Below are 17,246 nucleotides of genomic sequence, written 5' to 3' on the forward strand. Positions count from 1 at the left end.
GGATGCGCTGGAGGTTTTCCTCGAAGCTTTCGAGGGGCCGCTCGATCTCTTGCTGTACCTGATCCGCAAGCAGAACATCAACATCCTCGACATTCCCGTGGCGGAGATCACCCGCCAGTACATGGGCTACGTCGAGTTGATGCAGTCGGTGCGCCTGGAACTCGCGGCGGAATACCTGGTGATGGCGGCCATGCTGGCCGAGATCAAGTCACGCATGCTGCTGCCGCGCTCGGCCGAGGTCGAAGCGGAAGAGGACGACCCACGTGCCGAGCTGATCCGCCGCCTGCAGGAATACGAGCGCTTCAAGGTCGCCGCCGAAGGCATCGATGGCCTGAGTCGCGTCGGACGTGACGTCGTGGTGCCCAAGCTCGACGCTCCCGAGGCGCGGGCGCGCAAGTTGTTGCCCGATGTCAGCCTGGAGGAATTGCTGATGTCCATGGCCGAGGTGCTGCGCCGTGGCGATATGTTTGAAAGCCACCAGGTCAGCCGCGAAGCGCTGTCCACCCGCGAGCGCATGAGCGATGTGCTGGAACGGCTCAAGGGCGGCGGCTTCGTGCCCTTCGTCGAGCTGTTCACCGCCGAGGAAGGGCGTCTGGGCGTGGTGGTGACGTTTATGGCGATCCTGGAATTGGTCAAGGAATCCTTGGTCGAGCTGGTGCAAAATGAGCCGTTCGCAGCGATCCATGTGCGAGCCCGAGCCGAATAACGAGCAAATCAATGAACCTGACTGAACCCCGCGAGCTGGCCCCCTTGCTTGAAGCTTTCCTGTTGGCCTCGGGAAAGCCGCAATCGATGGAACGCCTGTTCGAACTCTTCGAAGAAGGCGAGCGACCCGAGCCGGCCGTCTTCAAGAAAGCGCTGACGCTGCTGGGCAAATCCTGCGAGGGGCGGGCTTTCGAGCTCAAGGAAGTTGCGTCCGGCTATCGCCTGCAGATCCGCGAAAAATTCGCGCCTTGGGTAGGGCGCCTGTGGGAAGAACGGCCGCAGCGTTATTCCCGCGCATTGCTCGAAACCATGGCGCTGATCGCCTATCGCCAACCGATCACTCGCGGCGAGATCGAGGACGTGCGGGGCGTGGCGGTCAACAGCAACATCGTCAAGACGTTGCTGGAGCGAGAATGGATCCGCGTCGTTGGTTATCGCGATGTGCCGGGCAAGCCCGCCATGTTCGCCACCACCAAGGCGTTTCTCGATCACTTCAACTTGAAGAACCTCGACGACTTGCCGCCGCTGGCCGAACTGCGGGAACTGGAGCCCGAGCCCATGCTGGAGTTCGACGACGCTCCGGTGCCCCAGGGCTTGCAGGAACTGGCGGACGCCAGTGCCGAGCCCGAGGAGCCGAAGGAAGAGACCAGTTTCCATTCGTTGCTGTTGGAACTGGACAGCATGGAGGAGGGCTTGAAGACCGACTTCGATGACCTGCTGCGTGAAGGTCCGGGCGCCGAAGGCGAGACGGGTGAACCGGCGCCGCCCCTGAGTGAAATCGAGCACGCACCGGAGCCTGAGCCTGAGCCGGAAGAGGATATGCTCGGTGTTGCCGAAGCCCGTGAAAAACTGCTGGCCGCCGTCGCCGCCCTTGAGCCGCCGGAACCCGAACTGAGCGACGAAGAGGCCGAGGCTCGCGCCTTGGCTGAAGCGATCGAAAACGAACGGCGCCAGTTCGACGACTGATCCTGCCTAAACTCCGCCTCTGCGAGGGCAAGTGAATCATGAACTCCACCAAAGACCCTTGCATCAGTCTCTGCAAGTTCGACGCAGATATTTGCATTGGCTGTGGGCGCAGCAAGCGTGAGATCAAAGCCTGGAAAAAACTCGATAAAGACGACAAGCGCGTCGTGTTGGCCGAGGCGGCGCTGCGCCTGATCAAGCTTGGCGCCACCGGTCGGCGGAAAAAACGCTAAGCGCGTTTCTATCAGCTAGTCTCTGATGCGCAATCACCTCAACGAGCGTATGATTCGCGACCCTTTGACGATCCCTTCGCCGAAGACCTGTTTTCAAGTGTCAGGCCAAGCCTGGCTCGACCACACCGGGAGGTGCCCAGAAATGAACGACCAAGACCAGAACGACAGCCAGGAAATCGGCCCAGCAGGCGAAAAACTGCAAAAGGTCCTCGCCCGCATCGGCGTCGGCTCGCGCCGTGACGTGGAAGCCTGGATCACCCAGGGCCGCATCAAGGTCAACGGCAAAGACGCCACCTTGGGCCTGCGTGTCGACATGCATGACGCCATCACCATTGATGGCAAGGTGATCAAGCGTGAAGAGGCCGCCGAAACGGTGCGCCGCGTGATCATGTACAACAAGCCAGACGGCGAGATCTGCACCCGTGACGACCCGGAAGGCCGTCCTACCGTGTTCGACAAGATGCCGCGTCCGAAAGAAGGCCGTTGGATCAACATCGGTCGCCTGGACATCAACACCACCGGTTTGCTGATGTTCACCACCGACGGTGAGCTGGCCAACCGCCTGATGCACCCGTCCTACGAGATGGACCGCGAATACGCGGTACGTGTGCGTGGCGAAGTCGATGACGAGATGATCGAGCGCCTCAAGGCCGGCGTCGTGCTGGAAGATGGCCCGGCGCGTTTCACCGACATCAAGCAGGCGCCCGGCGGTGAAGGTTTCAACCACTGGTACCACTGCGTGGTGATGGAAGGTCGTAACCGTGAGGTGCGGCGCCTGTGGGAATCCCAGGGGTTGGTGGTGAGTCGCCTGAAGCGCGTGCGTTTCGGCCCGGTGTTCCTCAACTCCGACCTGCCGATGGGCCGCTGGCGCGAAATGACCCAGCAGGAAGTCGACATCCTCGCGGCTGAAGTGGGCCTCAAGCCTGTGGCGATGCCGCAGATGACCGCCAAGAGCAAGGACAAGCTGGAGCGGATGCAGCGCAAGTCCTCGCGTCCGATGGGCAAGACCGAGCGCGTGCGTACACTGCGCCCGGCGGCCGACGGTGTAGCGACTGGCCCACGTCCGTCCCGTGAGCCGCAGATCGAAGGCGAGCGCCCGGCCCGCAAACCAGCAGCGCGTCAGGACGGCGAGCGCGGCCCGCGCGCGCCACGTCCGGCCAACGGTCGTACCGAGCGTGGCGAAGGCCGCGCCCCGGCCGGTCGTGGCACGCCAGTCGCTGATCGTCCAGCCGACACAAAGCGTCCGGCCAAACCGGCGCCGAAAAAGCGTCCGGGTATCATCCTGGCCGACCGCGACGCGCCATCGGGTAAACGCCGTGGCGCACCGGCAGGTTCGGGTCAGCGTCCGGGGTTTGGGCGTCGTAAGCCGGAGTGATCGGCGAGCGCCCATGAAAAAAAGCCAACTTTCGAGTTGGCTTTTTTTTTGAGCTGGCTTTAGTGATGAAGCGCAGGTGAGCATCACCGCTGCCTTAAAGCACAAACCGCCCATCAAACATCGGCTCATTATCCAGCGCCAACATCCCCTTCTCGAAAATCAGATCCAGGTGATGGCTGCCCTTGGCCCCGCCACCGAGCCCCAGGTGAAGGCCGCAATGGCGCTCTTCAAAACCGGCATTGCGCGCGTACAGGCTCTTGACCCCTTCGTTGGTGCCGATCCCCAGTTCCTCGATGCGTCGGTTGGACGGGTTGGCGTCCAGGTACCGATTGAAATCGTGTTCAAGACCCGGGACATCGGTGGCGATCTTCTGGATCGTGGAGTCTTCGATCCACAGCTCCAACGGCGACTGCAGCACGCCATATTTGCGCGCAAAGGGGATGGTGCTGAGGAAGGTGCCGACGAATTTTACCCGGCCATTGATGGTGTCGCTGTGGGTGGCGATTTCGCCAGGCGCCAAATCGTAGTTGCCGACGCCGTTGATGTCCGTCCACTTCTTGATACTGTTCAGCGCGGTGTCGAAATACGAGCCGTGCTCGTCCTCGAAGCTCAAGGTGGTGGCCTGGGACATGCGGCGGATCAGGTGGCTGTTGAGCCCGGCAATACGCTGGGGAATTACGCTGAAGGTGTCGTAGAAGTATTCACCGTAATCTTTGAATAACAGTGATTTTTTCCAGTTGTCCGCCATCACCCCTTGCAACGCGCGGACAAAATCGGGGCCGTCGGGGCGCGGGTTGGGAAGGGTGGAAGAGTCGTAGAAGAAAATGTACAGATCGCTGTCGGCAATCGCTTGGGACAGGCGCTCCGTGGTTTCAAGGTCCAGGCGCATGGCGCTGAATCGGAACGGTGATGTGCCGCCGGCCTGTTCGGCAATGCTGCCGGCCAGCGCTTCGTAATCGGCGGTGTGGCCGAGCAATACCTTGGCGGGCTGGATGCCGGCCAGGGCGGGATGATGTTCGAGGTAGTAAAGGAAATGTGAGATGGCTCGTTGTGTGTCCATGCTTATTCTTCCCTGACGATTGATTTGGCTTCCTGGCAGCAGGATGGCGGAGCCGACCGGCCGGATCAGCTCCGCCGGGTATCGCTTACAGAGGCCACATCGCCGTGCCGAACGGAACGACGGCGTCGGCTTGCATCATTTCAACGGCGGCTTCATGGGTCGGTGCCTCGAACCATTCGTCCAGTTGCAGTTCGGTTTCCAAGTCTTTGTCCAGTGCTTGCATAGTGAATCTCCTAGATGACTTTTGCGGAAAACGCGGGCCGATTCGGCGAGTCAAACCCGGCAGAATCGGCACCGCAAAAACTCGCCGGCACGATGCCTGGGCAAGTGGCTGAAAACCTAGTCGAGGGTTTTTTGGAATGCAAAAAAATATTTTAGTTTTTTCTTTTGAACTTTTTGTTCCATTTTTGAAGCGTTGGTTAACCGTTGGAAAACAGCTGATTGCCCCTCTTATTTTGATAGGTAGCTACCTACCGTCAATTTGCAGTCAGTCCTCGATAGTTTCCCAAGTGGAAATCCTGCGTTACGTCTCGTAAAGAAATGCTGACGGAAAACGCCCGTCGCCTTGGCGGCGAGCGAGGTTTTGTTCGCCTGTAAGAAAAAGCTTCCGCACCGCCGTGGCTTAAGTCGTTTTGAAGGCTCTGGCCCGGTTGTTTCAGGCGCGCTTCAAGGGTGAGATGCGCTCCATGCCTGTCGTGCAGGCGAATAACAAAAAGGAGGCGCAATGAACGCCGTAGCTCCGTTTCCATTCTCCCGTGGTGGCGTTTTTTGCGTCGCTCACATCAACGGCTCGCAAGGGCCCGGACATCTTTTCGCAGCCGCCCGACACGCTCGGGGTGGCCCCGTGCGATCCCGGCAACTGACACGCTGATCCGGTGGTGTCTGGCAGCAGGGGGTCAGCGGTGTACAATGCGCCGCGTTTTACTGTGACCCTTCGCGTACCCACGCACTTTCAAGGTTATCCGCCTTGTTCACTCCGCCACGCCACAAGCGTGTCGGGTTCGATTTCGTCACAGATAAAAACAAACAGGTGACGCATGACCGTTGTAAAAACGCTGAATTCCTGGTGCCTGCGCTGGGGTTTGATCGGCGCTGCTTGAGATCCGATTCGAGCGGCAACGTCTAACGAACATCATCAAACCTTGCGTGAGACTTTTTTCATGAGTGGACAAAACTCGCATTCGGGCGAGCTGAAACGCGGCCTGAAAAATCGCCACATTCAACTGATCGCCCTCGGTGGCGCGATCGGCACCGGCCTGTTCCTCGGCTCGGCGGGGGTGCTGAAATCAGCCGGCCCGTCGATGATCCTCGGCTACGCCATCTGCGGCTTCATCGCCTTCATGATCATGCGCCAGCTCGGTGAAATGATCGTCGAAGAGCCGGTGGCCGGTTCCTTCAGCCATTTCGCCCACAAGTACTGGGGCGGTTTTGCCGGGTTCCTGTCGGGTTGGAACTGCTGGATTCTCTACATCCTGGTGGGCATGTCCGAACTGACCGCGGTCGGCAAGTACATCCATTATTGGGCGCCGGATATTCCGACCTGGGCGTCGGCGGCGGCCTTTTTCATCCTGATCAACGCGATCAATCTGGCCAACGTCAAAGTCTTCGGCGAGGCCGAGTTCTGGTTCGCGATCATCAAAGTCGTGGCGATTGTCGGCATGATTGCCCTGGGCAGCTATCTGCTGGTCAGCGGTCACGGCGGCCCGCAAGCGTCGGTGACCAACCTGTGGTCCCACGGTGGGTTCTTCCCCAATGGCGTCAGCGGCCTGGTCATGGCCATGGCAATCATCATGTTTTCCTTCGGCGGCCTGGAGATGCTCGGTTTCACCGCCGCTGAAGCCGACAAGCCGAGAACCGTGATTCCCAAGGCCATCAACCAGGTGATTTACCGGATCCTGATTTTCTACATCGGTGCCTTGGTGGTGCTGTTGTCCCTGACACCATGGGACAGCCTGCTGACCACGCTCAATGCCTCCGGCGATGCCTACAGCGGCAGCCCGTTCGTGCAAGTGTTCTCGATGCTGGGCAGCGACACCGCCGCGCACATCCTCAATTTCGTGGTGTTGACCGCTGCGCTGTCGGTCTACAACAGCGGCACCTACTGCAACAGCCGTATGTTGCTGGGCATGGCCGAGCAGGGCGATGCGCCCCGGGCCTTGGCAAAAATCGACAAGCGCGGCGTGCCGGTGCGTTCGATCCTGGCTTCGGCGGCGATCACGCTGGTGGCAGTGCTGCTGAACTACCTGATCCCGCAACATGCGCTGGAGTTGTTGATGTCGTTGGTGGTTGCCACCCTGGTGATCAACTGGGCGATGATCAGCTACTCGCACTTCAAGTTCCGCCAGCACATGAATCAGTCCGGCCAGGCACCGCTGTTCAAGGCGTTGTGGTATCCGTATGGCAACTATGTCTGCCTGGCATTCGTGGTGTTCATCCTCGGCGTGATGCTGCTGATCCCTGGCATTCAGATCTCGGTGTACGCGATTCCGGTGTGGGTGGTGTTCATGTGGGGGTGCTATGTGATCAAGAACAAGCGCGAGGCTCGGCATGAGCTGGCGGTGGCTGCTGCTGCCAAGTAAGCAAGCCCGAAATACAACAAACCCGGCCAAGTGCCGGGTTTGCTGTTTCAGGCAAGACACCAATCCCCTGTGGGAGGTGTTGTCTGGGGGATTCGCGGTATCCTGTGGAACCTGACACCGGACACTTTCCATGCTGGTCATTTCCAACACCGTGCACATCCCGGACGCCGAGATCGAGCTGACGGCCATTCGCGCCCAGGGCGCCGGCGGGCAGAACGTCAACAAGGTGTCCAGCGCCGTGCATTTGCGCTTCGACATCCCTGCCTCGTCGTTGCCCGAGTTCTACAAGGAACGGCTGCTGGCCCTGCGCGACAGCCGCATTACCAGCGACGGTGTGTTGATCATCAAGGCCCAGCAATACCGCACGCAGGAACAGAACCGGGCGGACGCATTGGAGCGCCTGACCGAACTGATCCTCAGCGCCACCAAGGTGGAAAAGAAGCGTCGCCCGACCAAACCGACGCTGGGCTCGAAAAAGCGTCGCCTCGAATCGAAGACCAAGCGCGGCTCGATCAAGGCCGGGCGCGGCAAGGTGGATTTCTAGTTCTTCTCCCGCTCCTCACGGTAGCGAGGCGCCTGACGGAACAGGTAGACGCTCAGCGCCAGCCCAACCAGGGCCGCCAGCGCAGCGAACAGAAAGATCGAGGCAAAACCGAAACCGGCGGCAATAGCACCGGCCAGTGGCCCGGTGATGCCCAGCGACAAATCGATGAACAGCGAATAAGCCCCCACCGCCGCCCCACGGCTTGAGGCCGGAACCAGGTTGACCGCTTCCACGCCCAACGCCGGGAATACCAGTGAGAAGCCGAAACCACTCAACGCCGCGCCCGCCAGGGCCCATTGCGCATCCGGGGCCAGCCACAATAGCAACAGGCCCAGGGTTTCCACCGACAGGCAGGCAATCGCCACCCTGAACCCTCCGAGACGGTTGATCAGATTACCGAACAACAGGCGCGCGCCAATAAAGCTGGCGCCGAACAGGCTCAGGCACAGCACGGCGTTGTCCCAATGCTGCGTGGCGTAATACAACGTAATGAAGGTGGCGATGGTGCCAAATCCGATGGAACCCAGGGCCAGCCCGCAGCCATGGGGCAGCACGCGCCCCAGCACGTGCATGAATGGCAAGCGTTCGCCGACGACGATGGGCGCTGCGGTTTTTCGCCAGGCCAATGCCAGCCCCAGCACGCCCAGCAAAATGATACTGACGCCCATGCTCCACAGCCCGAGCGCATTGACCAGCCACACTCCCAACGGCGCGCCGATCGCCAGCGCGCCGTAACTGGCGATGCCGTTCCACGAGATGACCTTGGCGGTGTTCGCCGCGCCGACCCGGCCGATGCCCCAGCCAATCGATCCCGAGCCCACCAGGCTCTCTGCGCTGCCCAGCACCAGGCGACCGATCAGCAGGCTGGTCAGGCTCAGGACCGGCATGCTGGCGGACCAGGCGGAAACCAGCATGAATACGCCACTCAAACCACACCCGGCCAGGCCAAACATGACCGCGCGCTTGCTGCCCAGGTTGTCGATGATGCGTCCCGCATACGGACGGCTGAGCAGGGTGGCCAAGTACTGGACGCTGATCACCAGCCCCGCGATCACCGCGCCAAATCCCAGCTCGCCATGGACGAACCCCGGCAGGACGGCCAAGGGAATGCCGATGTTCAGATAGCCGATGAAGGTAAACAGGACAATGGAAACGACTTGCAGCGTGACCGCCATGGGGCGCTGGAGATCTGGCATGGGGAAAAGGTCCACGGGCAGCAGGATAGATAGGCTGCTTATGATAACGGTGACCGCAGGGGTGGAGCGTGGAAAAGTAAAACTATTTGCCGGACGGCGGTTCAGTGGTGGGCTTGCCAGCGACCAGGTGGGTGGTGACCAGCGCGGCCAGGGCATTCTCTTGCGTGCCGAACCGAGCCAACAGGGTGGCTTGTTTTTCGGGAGAGAGGCGGGTCCAGATTTCGACCATTTTCTCGGCGGTGCCGATCAGCGCACTGGCCTGGGCCGGGCTGAAGGAGGAAGTGTCGTCGGTCATGGTGGGGGCTCGGATTCAGGCGGTGTGGAAAGCGCATCTTAGCGCTTTCCACACAGTCTGGTGGTGCGGGTGAATCAATCCTCGCTGTCGGCCAGGCGGCGTTCAGCGGCTTGCTGCTGCTCGGGTTGCTGGGCGTCGGGTTGCCCTCCGGCTTGTTGCGGGGTCGTCTGCTCAGGTTCGTGCAGGCTTGGGAAGGGGAGATTAGGGATCTCGTGCATATCGCGCTCCTCGCAAAGTCTGTTGATAGATCTGGTAGATCCGCGCTTCTAAAAAGCCTGGGCAGGATACCCCAGGACAAATGACAAAAAGACTTTTAAATCCTGGCGGAGCGACCGATGGGCTTGTCTGGACAAGTCATGTCCAATCCGCGGACCGCTGTCGCTACCAGTGGTCGCCACGGCTCAAGAACGGTAGCCGCGGGCCGATGCCGTGTACATATCCTCCACATTCAGTAGCGAGAGTGGACCCTGGACATGGAGGTCCTTTATTCGAAGAGATCGACTCCATGTTTCTACAAAAATCCCTGAGAGCGCAGATTCTGGCCCTGTTGAGCGGCAGCCTGCTGGCGATGCTGCTGATCGCCCTGGCGTCCTTTCACTTCCTTTCCGATGGCATCCATAATTATCGCAACCTGATCGATGGTCCGTTGCGCGCCTCGCAACTGATCGATGAGGCCAATTTGCAATTCAAGGTCCAGGTCCAGGAGTGGAAGAACGTCCTGCTGCGTGGCAAGCAGCCGGCGGACATGGAGAAATACTGGAAGCAGTTCGAGGAACGCCAGCGCGACGTTCAGAATTTGCTGGGTGAGTTGATCAAGCATGAAGGTGTTCCGACGTCGATCAGGACACGTATCGAACGTCTGCGGGGCGAACACGCACAATTGGGCGCGGCCTATCAAAAGGGCCGTGATGCGTTTGTCGCTTCTGGCGCGGACGCCGCGGCGGGGGATGCGGCGGTCAAGGGTGTGGACCGTGCCGCCAGCGAGCAGATGAGCGAACTGGTGGTAGAGCTGCATAAACTGGGCGACGAACAATCGGCGCTGATCAGTGCCGGTGCTGATCGCACGATCCTGCTGGGCACGGTGATCATGCTGGTGTCGGGGTTGCTGGTCGGCTTACTGAGTCTGTGGTTGATCAACCGCAACCTGGTGCAGCCAATCCGTAACCTGATCGAATACGTGACTCAACTGAGCCGTGGGCGTTTTGCCGAGCGCGTAACGAGCACGCGTCAAGACGAATTGGGCGACTTGGCCCTGGCGGCGAATACGCTGCGTGATTTCCTCGCTGAAACCTTTACCCGCCTACAACGCAGCGCCACGGAGCTGGACAGCGCCAGCGGTGAGCTCAACGCCATCGCCAGCCTGATGAGCCAGGGCACCAGCGAACAATTCGAACGCACCGACCAAGTGGCAACCGCGATGAATGAAATGTCCGCCACCGCCCAGGAGGTCGCCCGCCATGCCGCCGACGCGGCGCGGGCCGCCGATGATGCCGATCATTCGGCGCAGCTGGGTGAAAAGGTCATGCAAGGCACTATCCACACCATCACCCAGATGCGCGGCGAAATCTCCAACACCGCCACGGTGATCCGTCGCCTGGAAACCGACAGTGGGCGCATCGGCAAAGTGCTGGAAGTGATTCGCGGGATCGCCGAACAGACCAACCTGCTGGCCCTCAACGCCGCCATCGAAGCGGCCCGGGCCGGTGAGGCCGGGCGTGGTTTTGCGGTAGTGGCCGATGAGGTGCGCAGCCTGGCCCAGCGTACGGCGTCGTCGATCATCGAGATCAACCAGATCATCCAGACCGTTCAAACCGGTGCGGTGGACGCGGCCCAAGCCATCGAAAGCGGGCAGTCGCGCAGCGAAGAAAGCGTCGAACAGGTGACCCAGGCCGGCGAGATGCTCGAACGCATCACCCAGGCTGTCGAAGCGATTCGCGACATGAACCGCCAGATTGCCACGGCGGCTGAAGAGCAGACTTCGGTGGCCGAGGACATCTCGCGCAACCTGACCGAAATCACCTGCATCGCCAGCACTAACCTCGACAACGTACAGCGCACCGAAGCGGCCAGTCGCGATTTGCACGGGTTGTCGGGGCAGTTGAATGAAGTGACGGCGCGGTTGAGTGCCTGATCACTGTTTGGAATAACACACCCGTGGCGAGGGAGCTTGCTCCCGCTGGGTCGGCTGGCGCTCCAGTGCGCAGCGGCCCCAAACCCATCCAGCGTGGTGCGACAGCTTTTACGACTGCTGCGCAGCCGAGCGGGAGCAAGCTCCCTCGCCACGAAATAGCGGATTGGATTCAATAATCGCGCCGCTTGCGAAACGCCCAGCGGCCGGCGAACAGGGTGAAAGTAGCAACCAGCGCGACGAGAATCCAGAAGCCGTGGGGGTCCCCCTCCAGCGGCACGCCGCCAACGTTCATGCCGAAGAAACCGGCGATGATGTTGATGGGCAGCGCGAGCACCGTGACCACCGTCAAGGTGAACAATGACCGGTTGGTTTGCTCGTTGAGGTTGGCGGCGATTTCTTCCTGTAACAGCTTGATCCGTTCGCCCAACGCGGTGAGGTCGTTGATGATCAGCGCAAATTCCTCGGTGGATTTGCGCAGTTCCTTGACGTCTTCTTTCTGCAACCATTGCGGTGGTCGATTGAGCAGGCGCAGCAGCGACCCGGGCTCCAGCGCCAGAAGGCGCTGCAGGCGAACCAGTATGCGGCGTTGGCTGCCCAGTTCGGCGCGATTGGTCGACACTCGCGAAGACAGCAATTGGTCTTCGATCTGGTCGACGCTGAGGCTGGTTTTGCGCACGATCTGGGTCAACACTTCACCTTGGTCGCGCAGCAGATGCACGAGCAACTCCAGCGGTGAGCGAAAGCTTTCCCCGGCCTTGACCGATGAGCGCAGCTTGTCGACCGAGTGCAAGGGTTGCAGCCGTGCGCTGACAATCAGCCGACTGCTGACGCAAACCCACAAGGTGGAGACGTCCGAAGACACCAGGTTGCTGAGGTTGAACACAACGTCGTTCACTACGGCGAGCAAGGCCGAGTCCACATGCTCGATGCGGGTCGAGCGCGAGCCTTCATGCAGGGCTTCGAAGAATTCCTCGGGCAAGGCCAGATGATTTTTCATCCAGCGCTCGCAAGCCGCGTGGGCGAGGTTCAAGTGCAACCAGAGGAATTCATCGGCATCCTGGGGTTGTTGCAAGCATTGCAGGGCCTGGGCCGAACCGATCTCCCTGCCGCGCTCACCGGGGCGAAAGCGAAAGCCGTAGAGCAGGCCAAACAGGTCCGGATCGCGATGGCTTTGGTCGATGCTGTGGTTCATGGAGGCTCGCTGGCGGGGAGCGCCTGTCGCGGCGATGACAGGTTCACTTGAGCGGCATCATTGCAGGGATTCTTGAAGGTTTTGTGACGGTTGGGTTGCGGTAGCAGTTAGATACATCCACGAAAAAGCCGCGCAACTTGAAAGTTGCGCGGCTTTTTTTACGACTGATTAGTTATCCTTTCTGTCGCTCAGGACTTTACCGGTGGTGGCGTCGAAGTCGACATCCCATTCTTGACCGTTGGCGTCGCGCAACTCCACTTCATATTCATAACCATTGAAATGGTTATCCAAATCGGTGTCGGTGATAGTGGCACCTGGGTGCAACTTCAGGGCTTCTTCATTCATCGACTCGAGGGATTTGATCTTGCCGTCCTTGACCAGTTGAGGAATCTGATCGATACGGACGTCCGCCTGGGCAAGGCCAGCGGTGAGGGTCAGGGCGGCAGCGGTGAACAGGGCAGTCAAAGTTTTCATATTGTCTTTCCTTGGTGTCGTTAAAGGGTGATTCGTTTAAGTGGGTTCAGATTATCCCTGGCAACTTAATTCACCCTTAATTCGAAAAACTTGCAGCGACTGCACCGATCCGGCCCTGATTCTTCAGTAACCGACCTTCTCCAATAGTTGCGTCACACTGCCTGCTTCGGGACGCTTGAAGTACTTGAGCAATTCACTGGCCCGGTTGGTGAAAATACCATCGACGCCGGCATCTACCACTTTCTTGAAGTCCACCGGCTCATCCACAGTGTAGACATGTACCAGCAACCCCTGCTCATGGGTGTACTGGTTCATCCACGGTTTCACCAGGTCCGAATAGCTCTGGCTGCCGCCGTGGGTCAACGCCGCCGAAGGGCCGGTGCCGATCGCGCCGTGGGCCTTGGCGTACTGGACCCATTGCTCGAACTCGGCCTTGTCCTTGGGCTCCTGCTTGGCGTAGTACGCAGCCTTGTCGGTTTCGCCAGACTCGGCGAACGTCACTTTGGATTTAGGCTCGATATTGCCTTCGCCCACCCACAGCAGCAGGATCTTCGGCACCTTCGGCATCTCTTTGTGCAGCAGTTCCAGGCTGCTCTTCTCGAAGGTCTGCAAAACCACCTTGCCTTTGCCCTGGCCCACACCGAGGGCGCGCTTGGCCAGCTTGGAGCCGGATGGGCTCAGCCAGCCACGGTCCTGCAGCTTGTCCTTCAGGTCGCGCTCGATGCCTGGAAACAGCTTTGGCTCCTTGGTCTCGATGTACAGCCCTGGTTTTTGCTTGGGGTTGCCCTCGGCGATGTCGATGACTTCATCCAGCGTCAGGATCTTCTGGCCCGCGAATGACGGCCGAGCACGCTCCGGATAGGCGGCGTTGAACCAGCTGCCGGCATCCAGCGTCTTGAGTTCCGCCATGGTGAATTCGTTGGCGGTGCTGTCCTTGCGTTCGGGAAACTTGGTCGCGACATCGGTGGTGCGCAGCAGGCTGTCGTCATGCAGGACAAACAAGACCCCATCCTTGCTGCGCTGCAGGTCCAGCTCCAGGTAATCGGCGCCCAGGTCGCGGGCCAGTTTGTAGGCGGGGGCGGTGGATTCCGGTGCGTCGAACGAGGCGCCACGGTGTGCGATGACCGCGGGATGAGGAATACCCTGAAGGTTCGCCAGGGCCTTGGGGGACGGGGCCTCGGCGGCATTGGTCTGACTGAGGCCGAGCAGCAGGCTCAGCATCAGGGCGCTGCGGGAAAAGGTGACGGGCATGCTCGAAATCCTTTCGTGGGTTTCTGTAAAACCTCTCTTTTAACAATTGAACGCGGCGGACGCTATCGCCATTCCGACATTGACCTGCGTAAAGCAGATTTTCCCCACGCACTTACGAACCACTTTGAAGTACCCTTGGCCGCACCAGTTTCCCCGGCAGAGGGAAACCTGAATATCAACATTCGCTTGCCCTGCGTGTAAACCATCGATCAGACGTCCCGAGGGACGCATCCATGAGGTTTACCATGCGCACCACTTCGACACTCATCTGCCAGGCCGCCGACCAGCTCAAAGGTTTTGTCGGCCTGAACCGCAAGACCGGCCACTATATCGTGCGATTCAGCGAAGACGCCTTCGGCATGGACGTGGCCGACGACGGCATCATCCCGACCAGTGAGTTTGTCTGGATTCCCGCGGCAGACGGCACCATGGCCCTCAAGCGCGAGCGAATCCAGCTACTGCTGGAGCAGAATATCGACGATCGAATCAACCTTACCGAACCCCTACGGGTGTACATGGCCCGCGGCGATCTGCCGGAGATCGTGGCGGTGCGGCAGTTGATGGAAGGCTGAGCCCCAATCTTGAAGTGAACAAAAAACCTGAGGGAGCGAGCCTGCTCCCACAGGGATTTGTGTCTTGGCATCAGTTCTGGCGTTGGAAGGTATAGTCCCGTTCGACTTTGCACACCCTCGTCTGGCAATGGGCATACCAGGTCGATCGGCCTCGCTCACGGATCGCGGCGTGTTCGGGATGTGTCTTCCAAGCCAGGATCGCCGCCTCGTCGCGCCAATAGGACACGGTAATTCCCAGGCCGTCGTCGCCACGGGCCGATTCAACGCCTAGAAATCCGGGCTGCTCCCTGGCAAGGGCCAGCATGCGCTCGGCGGCCTCGGCGTAGCCTTGATCCCCCTCGGTACGCAGGGAAGTGAAAATCACGGCGTAGTAATAAGCGCTCATGCCATTTTCGCTGCGCAGGCTTCGACAAACGCGCTGACCAGTGGCGGCACGCGGCCTTCCAGTGCGGCCCGTTCAGGCTGGAACAGCGTTGCGACAAAAAATGGATGGTCGCGCAATTCCACTGCGCGCAGGTCCCCGGCCAAATCCCGGGCCACGGCGTGCAAGTGTTCGCCCAGCAAGTCTTGTTCAAATTGTGGATTGACCCCGAAGCGGCAGTGGTAACCCTCGAACGCGTTCTGTCGGCCGTAAGCCTTGGCAATCAAGGAATCCGCATTGAGCTGAAGACTGTCAATGGTTTCGATCAGGGCACAGCTCAGCGGCGTCAATAATGCACGTTCAGCTTCGGGCGCCGTCTCGCCATGGACGGCGTCGGCCCAACCCACCACGTTACGGGCATATTCCAGCACGGCATGCTGGAAGCCACCGCAGGTGCCCAGGAACGGGCGACGCTGTTCACGGGCAAAACGAATGGCTAGCAAGGCGCCGTCTTCGTTCTGATAGGGGCTGCCGGGAACACACCAGACACCGTCGAAATCCTCCAGCACGGCGGTACCGGCGATGAGCGAGGTTGCCAGCCAGTGAAAGCGAATGGCATGGCCGGTTTGCTGGCCAGATAGCTCAAGTGCGAGGGGGATCGCCCGGTGAGCGGTGATGGTTGGGTCATGATCGCCGATCAGGGCGATGTTCAAAGCATGCTGTTTTTCCATGGGAGGCTCGCCGCTTGTTGATTCCTGGTGGCCACTATAGATTGGCGTTCACGCAATCAATATTGGCGTTTACCCAAGTGATCAATGCAGCTATGCACTATCGACTGGACTATCCCGATCTGTCGCTGATCCTGGCGCTGGTCCGTGGCGGCTCGCTGGCCCGGGCCGCCCGGCTGCTTCAAGTGGATGTGTCGACGGTGTTTCGTTCGGTACGTCGGCTGGAGGCGGCCCTGGGCCTGCCTTTGTTCGAAAAAAGCCGTTCCGGGTATTTGCCCACGAGCCTGGCCCAGGCGTTGGCCGAACAAGCCGAGCGCGCCGAGCAGGCACTGGAGGCGGCGCGGGTGGGGGTGGAGCAGGGTGGCGAGGTCATCAGCGGGACGGTACGCCTGACCTGCAGTGACTCAGTCCTGCAAGCGTTATTGCTGCCAGCGCTGGCGCGTTTCATGCCCGCTTATCCGGCATTGACCCTTGAGCTGAGCACGTCGAATGACTTCGCCAACCTCAGCCGCCGCGATGCCGACGTCGCTTTGCGACTGACCCGTGCACCGCCGGAACACCTGGTCGGTCGCAACCTGGGCAACGTGGCTTACCGGGTCTGCGCCGGCGCCACGTACCTGCGCTCGGCGGATGCCGATGACCTGGCTGCCCTGTGCTGGATCGCGCCGGACGATTTCCTTCCGGATCACCCCACCGTGGCCTGGCGCCGCCAGCATTTGCCCGGCGTGATGCCCGCCTATCGCTGCAACAGCATGCTCTCGGTCACCGAGCTGGTGCGGGCCGGTCTTGGGGTTGCGGCGCTGCCGGACTTTCTGATCGACGAAAACAAAGGCCTGGTGCCCCTTGGCGAACCGCTGGAGGGATACGACACTGCATTGTGGCTCCTGACCCGACCGGACTGCCGAGCCTTGCGCTCGGTGGTGACTTTGTTCGATGAGTTGGGGCGCAATCTGCGCTGGGGTTGAGACTCAGGCTTGATAACGACTCAGGAACATGTCGAGGGCCGATTCGATCACCTGGGTCTGCTCCTGCTCGGTCAGGCTCGGTTGCCCCATCGAAACCTGCGGCCAGAACGCGAACGTCTTGAGCAGCCCATGCATTTGTTGGGCGGCGAATGCCGGCTCCACGGGTTTCAAGCGGCCATCGGCCTGGGCCTGGCGAATCCAGGCAGTCAGGCCTTCTTCGCGCTGCCCCATGCGCGACACCATGTCCTGGGCTCGCTCCGGAGAGTGAATCGTTGCGGCGATGGCAATGCGCGCCAGGTCGAGGAAGTTCTCGTCCGCCAGCATATGCAGTTTGGCTTGTAGCAACGTTTGCAGCTGTTCCCGTAGAGGCGTTTGCGGGTTATAGGGCATGTCCTGCTCAGCGGTGATGCTGTTCCATAACCGATTCAGAATTTCGGAAAACAGTTCTTCTTTACTCGGGAAGTGGTTGTACACCGTACGCTTCGACACGCCTGCCGTTGCTGCAATCTTGTCCATGCTGGTGATTTCAAAACCGCTGCTACGAAATTCAGCAATCGCGGCCTGGAGAATCGCTTCGCGTTTTCGCTCGGTAAGGCGTTGCGGTACGGTCATGGGTACTCGT

20 protein-coding genes are annotated in these 17,246 nt (G+C 60.2%); 9 read left to right on the forward strand and 11 right to left on the reverse strand.

Going from position 1 to position 17,246, the window contains the following annotated elements:
* Positions 1-7 precede the first annotated feature (7 nt).
* The 4 genes from J3P79_RS06650 to rluB all read left to right on the forward strand — a co-directional run bounded on the left by J3P79_RS06650 (position 8) and on the right by rluB (position 3,276).
* Complete coding sequence (locus tag J3P79_RS06650; protein WP_434611381.1) at positions 8-706, forward strand: segregation and condensation protein A; 699 nt, start codon at positions 8-10, stop codon at positions 704-706.
* An 11-nt stretch (positions 707-717) separates the two neighbouring features.
* Positions 718-1,671, forward strand: a complete 954-nt coding sequence (gene scpB, locus J3P79_RS06655; RefSeq protein WP_434609144.1) for an SMC-Scp complex subunit ScpB — start codon at positions 718-720, stop codon at positions 1,669-1,671.
* Positions 1,672-1,709: 38 nt separating this feature from the next.
* Positions 1,710-1,901, forward strand: coding sequence for a DUF1289 domain-containing protein (locus J3P79_RS06660; protein ID WP_045156714.1), 192 nt, complete (start codon positions 1,710-1,712; stop codon positions 1,899-1,901).
* 142 nt (positions 1,902-2,043) lie between these two features.
* Positions 2,044-3,276 (forward strand): 23S rRNA pseudouridine(2605) synthase RluB, encoded by a 1,233-nt coding sequence (gene rluB / locus J3P79_RS06665; protein ID WP_434609147.1) that lies wholly within the window; start codon positions 2,044-2,046, stop codon positions 3,274-3,276.
* Positions 3,277-3,370: 94 nt separating this feature from the next.
* Here rluB and J3P79_RS06670 read toward each other — a convergent pair whose 3' ends face one another.
* A complete protein-coding gene (locus tag J3P79_RS06670; RefSeq protein ID WP_434609149.1) occupies positions 3,371-4,336 on the reverse strand; it encodes a leucyl aminopeptidase in 966 nt (321 codons plus the stop codon).
* A gap of 85 nt (positions 4,337-4,421) precedes the next feature.
* The gene (locus J3P79_RS06675) at positions 4,422-4,559 is read right to left on the reverse strand and encodes a hypothetical protein (RefSeq protein WP_003178782.1); all 138 of its coding nucleotides are present in this window, start codon (positions 4,557-4,559) and stop codon (positions 4,422-4,424) included.
* Positions 4,560-5,496: 937 nt separating this feature from the next.
* Here J3P79_RS06675 and J3P79_RS06680 point away from each other — a divergent pair.
* On the forward strand, positions 5,497-6,915 hold the full coding sequence (locus tag J3P79_RS06680; RefSeq protein WP_434609150.1) for an amino acid permease: 1,419 nt from the start codon (positions 5,497-5,499) through the stop codon (positions 6,913-6,915).
* A gap of 130 nt (positions 6,916-7,045) precedes the next feature.
* Positions 7,046-7,459: an alternative ribosome rescue aminoacyl-tRNA hydrolase ArfB gene (gene arfB / locus J3P79_RS06685; RefSeq protein ID WP_018604539.1), complete on the forward strand. Its 414-nt coding sequence runs from the start codon at positions 7,046-7,048 to the stop codon at positions 7,457-7,459.
* Here arfB and J3P79_RS06690 read toward each other — a convergent pair.
* The 3 genes from J3P79_RS06690 to J3P79_RS06700 form a co-directional block, all read right to left on the reverse strand.
* Positions 7,456-8,655, reverse strand: coding sequence for an MFS transporter (locus J3P79_RS06690; protein ID WP_434609152.1), 1,200 nt, complete (start codon positions 8,653-8,655; stop codon positions 7,456-7,458). The two genes, arfB and J3P79_RS06690, sit on opposite strands and share 4 nt — an antisense overlap.
* A gap of 82 nt (positions 8,656-8,737) precedes the next feature.
* The gene (locus J3P79_RS06695; protein ID WP_434609155.1) at positions 8,738-8,950 is read right to left on the reverse strand and encodes a hypothetical protein; all 213 of its coding nucleotides are present in this window, start codon (positions 8,948-8,950) and stop codon (positions 8,738-8,740) included.
* Between the two features lie 74 nt (positions 8,951-9,024).
* Entirely contained in the window at positions 9,025-9,168 is a 144-nt protein-coding gene (locus tag J3P79_RS06700) for a hypothetical protein (RefSeq protein ID WP_434609157.1), read from the reverse strand.
* A gap of 287 nt (positions 9,169-9,455) precedes the next feature.
* On the opposite strand from J3P79_RS06700, the gene J3P79_RS06705 reads away from it, so the two are divergent.
* Positions 9,456-11,081 carry a methyl-accepting chemotaxis protein gene (locus J3P79_RS06705; protein ID WP_434609159.1) on the forward strand — a complete coding sequence of 542 codons (1,626 nt, stop codon included), beginning with the start codon at positions 9,456-9,458 and terminating at the stop codon, positions 11,079-11,081.
* 169 nt (positions 11,082-11,250) lie between these two features.
* On the opposite strand, the gene J3P79_RS06710 is transcribed toward J3P79_RS06705, so the two are convergent.
* From J3P79_RS06710 to J3P79_RS06720, 3 genes are all read right to left on the reverse strand, one after another.
* Positions 11,251-12,273 (reverse strand): transporter, encoded by a 1,023-nt coding sequence (locus J3P79_RS06710; protein WP_434609161.1) that lies wholly within the window; start codon positions 12,271-12,273, stop codon positions 11,251-11,253.
* Positions 12,274-12,441: 168 nt separating this feature from the next.
* The gene (locus J3P79_RS06715; protein WP_434609163.1) at positions 12,442-12,747 is read right to left on the reverse strand and encodes a PepSY domain-containing protein; all 306 of its coding nucleotides are present in this window, start codon (positions 12,745-12,747) and stop codon (positions 12,442-12,444) included.
* Between the two features lie 123 nt (positions 12,748-12,870).
* Entirely contained in the window at positions 12,871-13,998 is a 1,128-nt protein-coding gene (locus J3P79_RS06720; RefSeq protein ID WP_434609166.1) for a glycerophosphodiester phosphodiesterase, read from the reverse strand.
* Positions 13,999-14,243: 245 nt separating this feature from the next.
* On the opposite strand from J3P79_RS06720, the gene J3P79_RS06725 reads away from it, so the two are divergent.
* A complete protein-coding gene (locus tag J3P79_RS06725) occupies positions 14,244-14,570 on the forward strand; it encodes a DUF2025 family protein (protein WP_434609167.1) in 327 nt (108 codons plus the stop codon).
* Between the two features lie 70 nt (positions 14,571-14,640).
* Here the strand turns inward: J3P79_RS06725 and J3P79_RS06730 are convergent, their stop codons facing one another.
* Positions 14,641-14,955, reverse strand: a complete 315-nt coding sequence (locus J3P79_RS06730) for an antibiotic biosynthesis monooxygenase family protein (protein ID WP_434609169.1) — start codon at positions 14,953-14,955, stop codon at positions 14,641-14,643.
* The gene (locus J3P79_RS06735; protein ID WP_434609171.1) at positions 14,952-15,662 is read right to left on the reverse strand and encodes a CTP synthase C-terminal region-related (seleno)protein; all 711 of its coding nucleotides are present in this window, start codon (positions 15,660-15,662) and stop codon (positions 14,952-14,954) included. The genes J3P79_RS06730 and J3P79_RS06735 overlap by 4 nt, the downstream gene beginning before the upstream one ends.
* Before the next feature lie 14 nt (positions 15,663-15,676).
* Here J3P79_RS06735 and J3P79_RS06740 point away from each other — a divergent pair, with 14 nt between their 5' ends.
* Entirely contained in the window at positions 15,677-16,624 is a 948-nt protein-coding gene (locus J3P79_RS06740; RefSeq protein ID WP_434609173.1) for a LysR family transcriptional regulator, read from the forward strand.
* A gap of 3 nt (positions 16,625-16,627) precedes the next feature.
* Here J3P79_RS06740 and J3P79_RS06745 read toward each other — a convergent pair whose 3' ends face one another.
* On the reverse strand, positions 16,628-17,236 hold the full coding sequence (locus J3P79_RS06745; RefSeq protein WP_434609175.1) for a TetR/AcrR family transcriptional regulator: 609 nt from the start codon (positions 17,234-17,236) through the stop codon (positions 16,628-16,630).
* Between the last annotated feature and the right edge of the window lie 10 nt (positions 17,237-17,246).

The organism is Pseudomonas sp. R1-7, assembly GCF_051132105.1.
In the GTDB taxonomy this organism is placed as follows: domain Bacteria; phylum Pseudomonadota; class Gammaproteobacteria; order Pseudomonadales; family Pseudomonadaceae; genus Aquipseudomonas.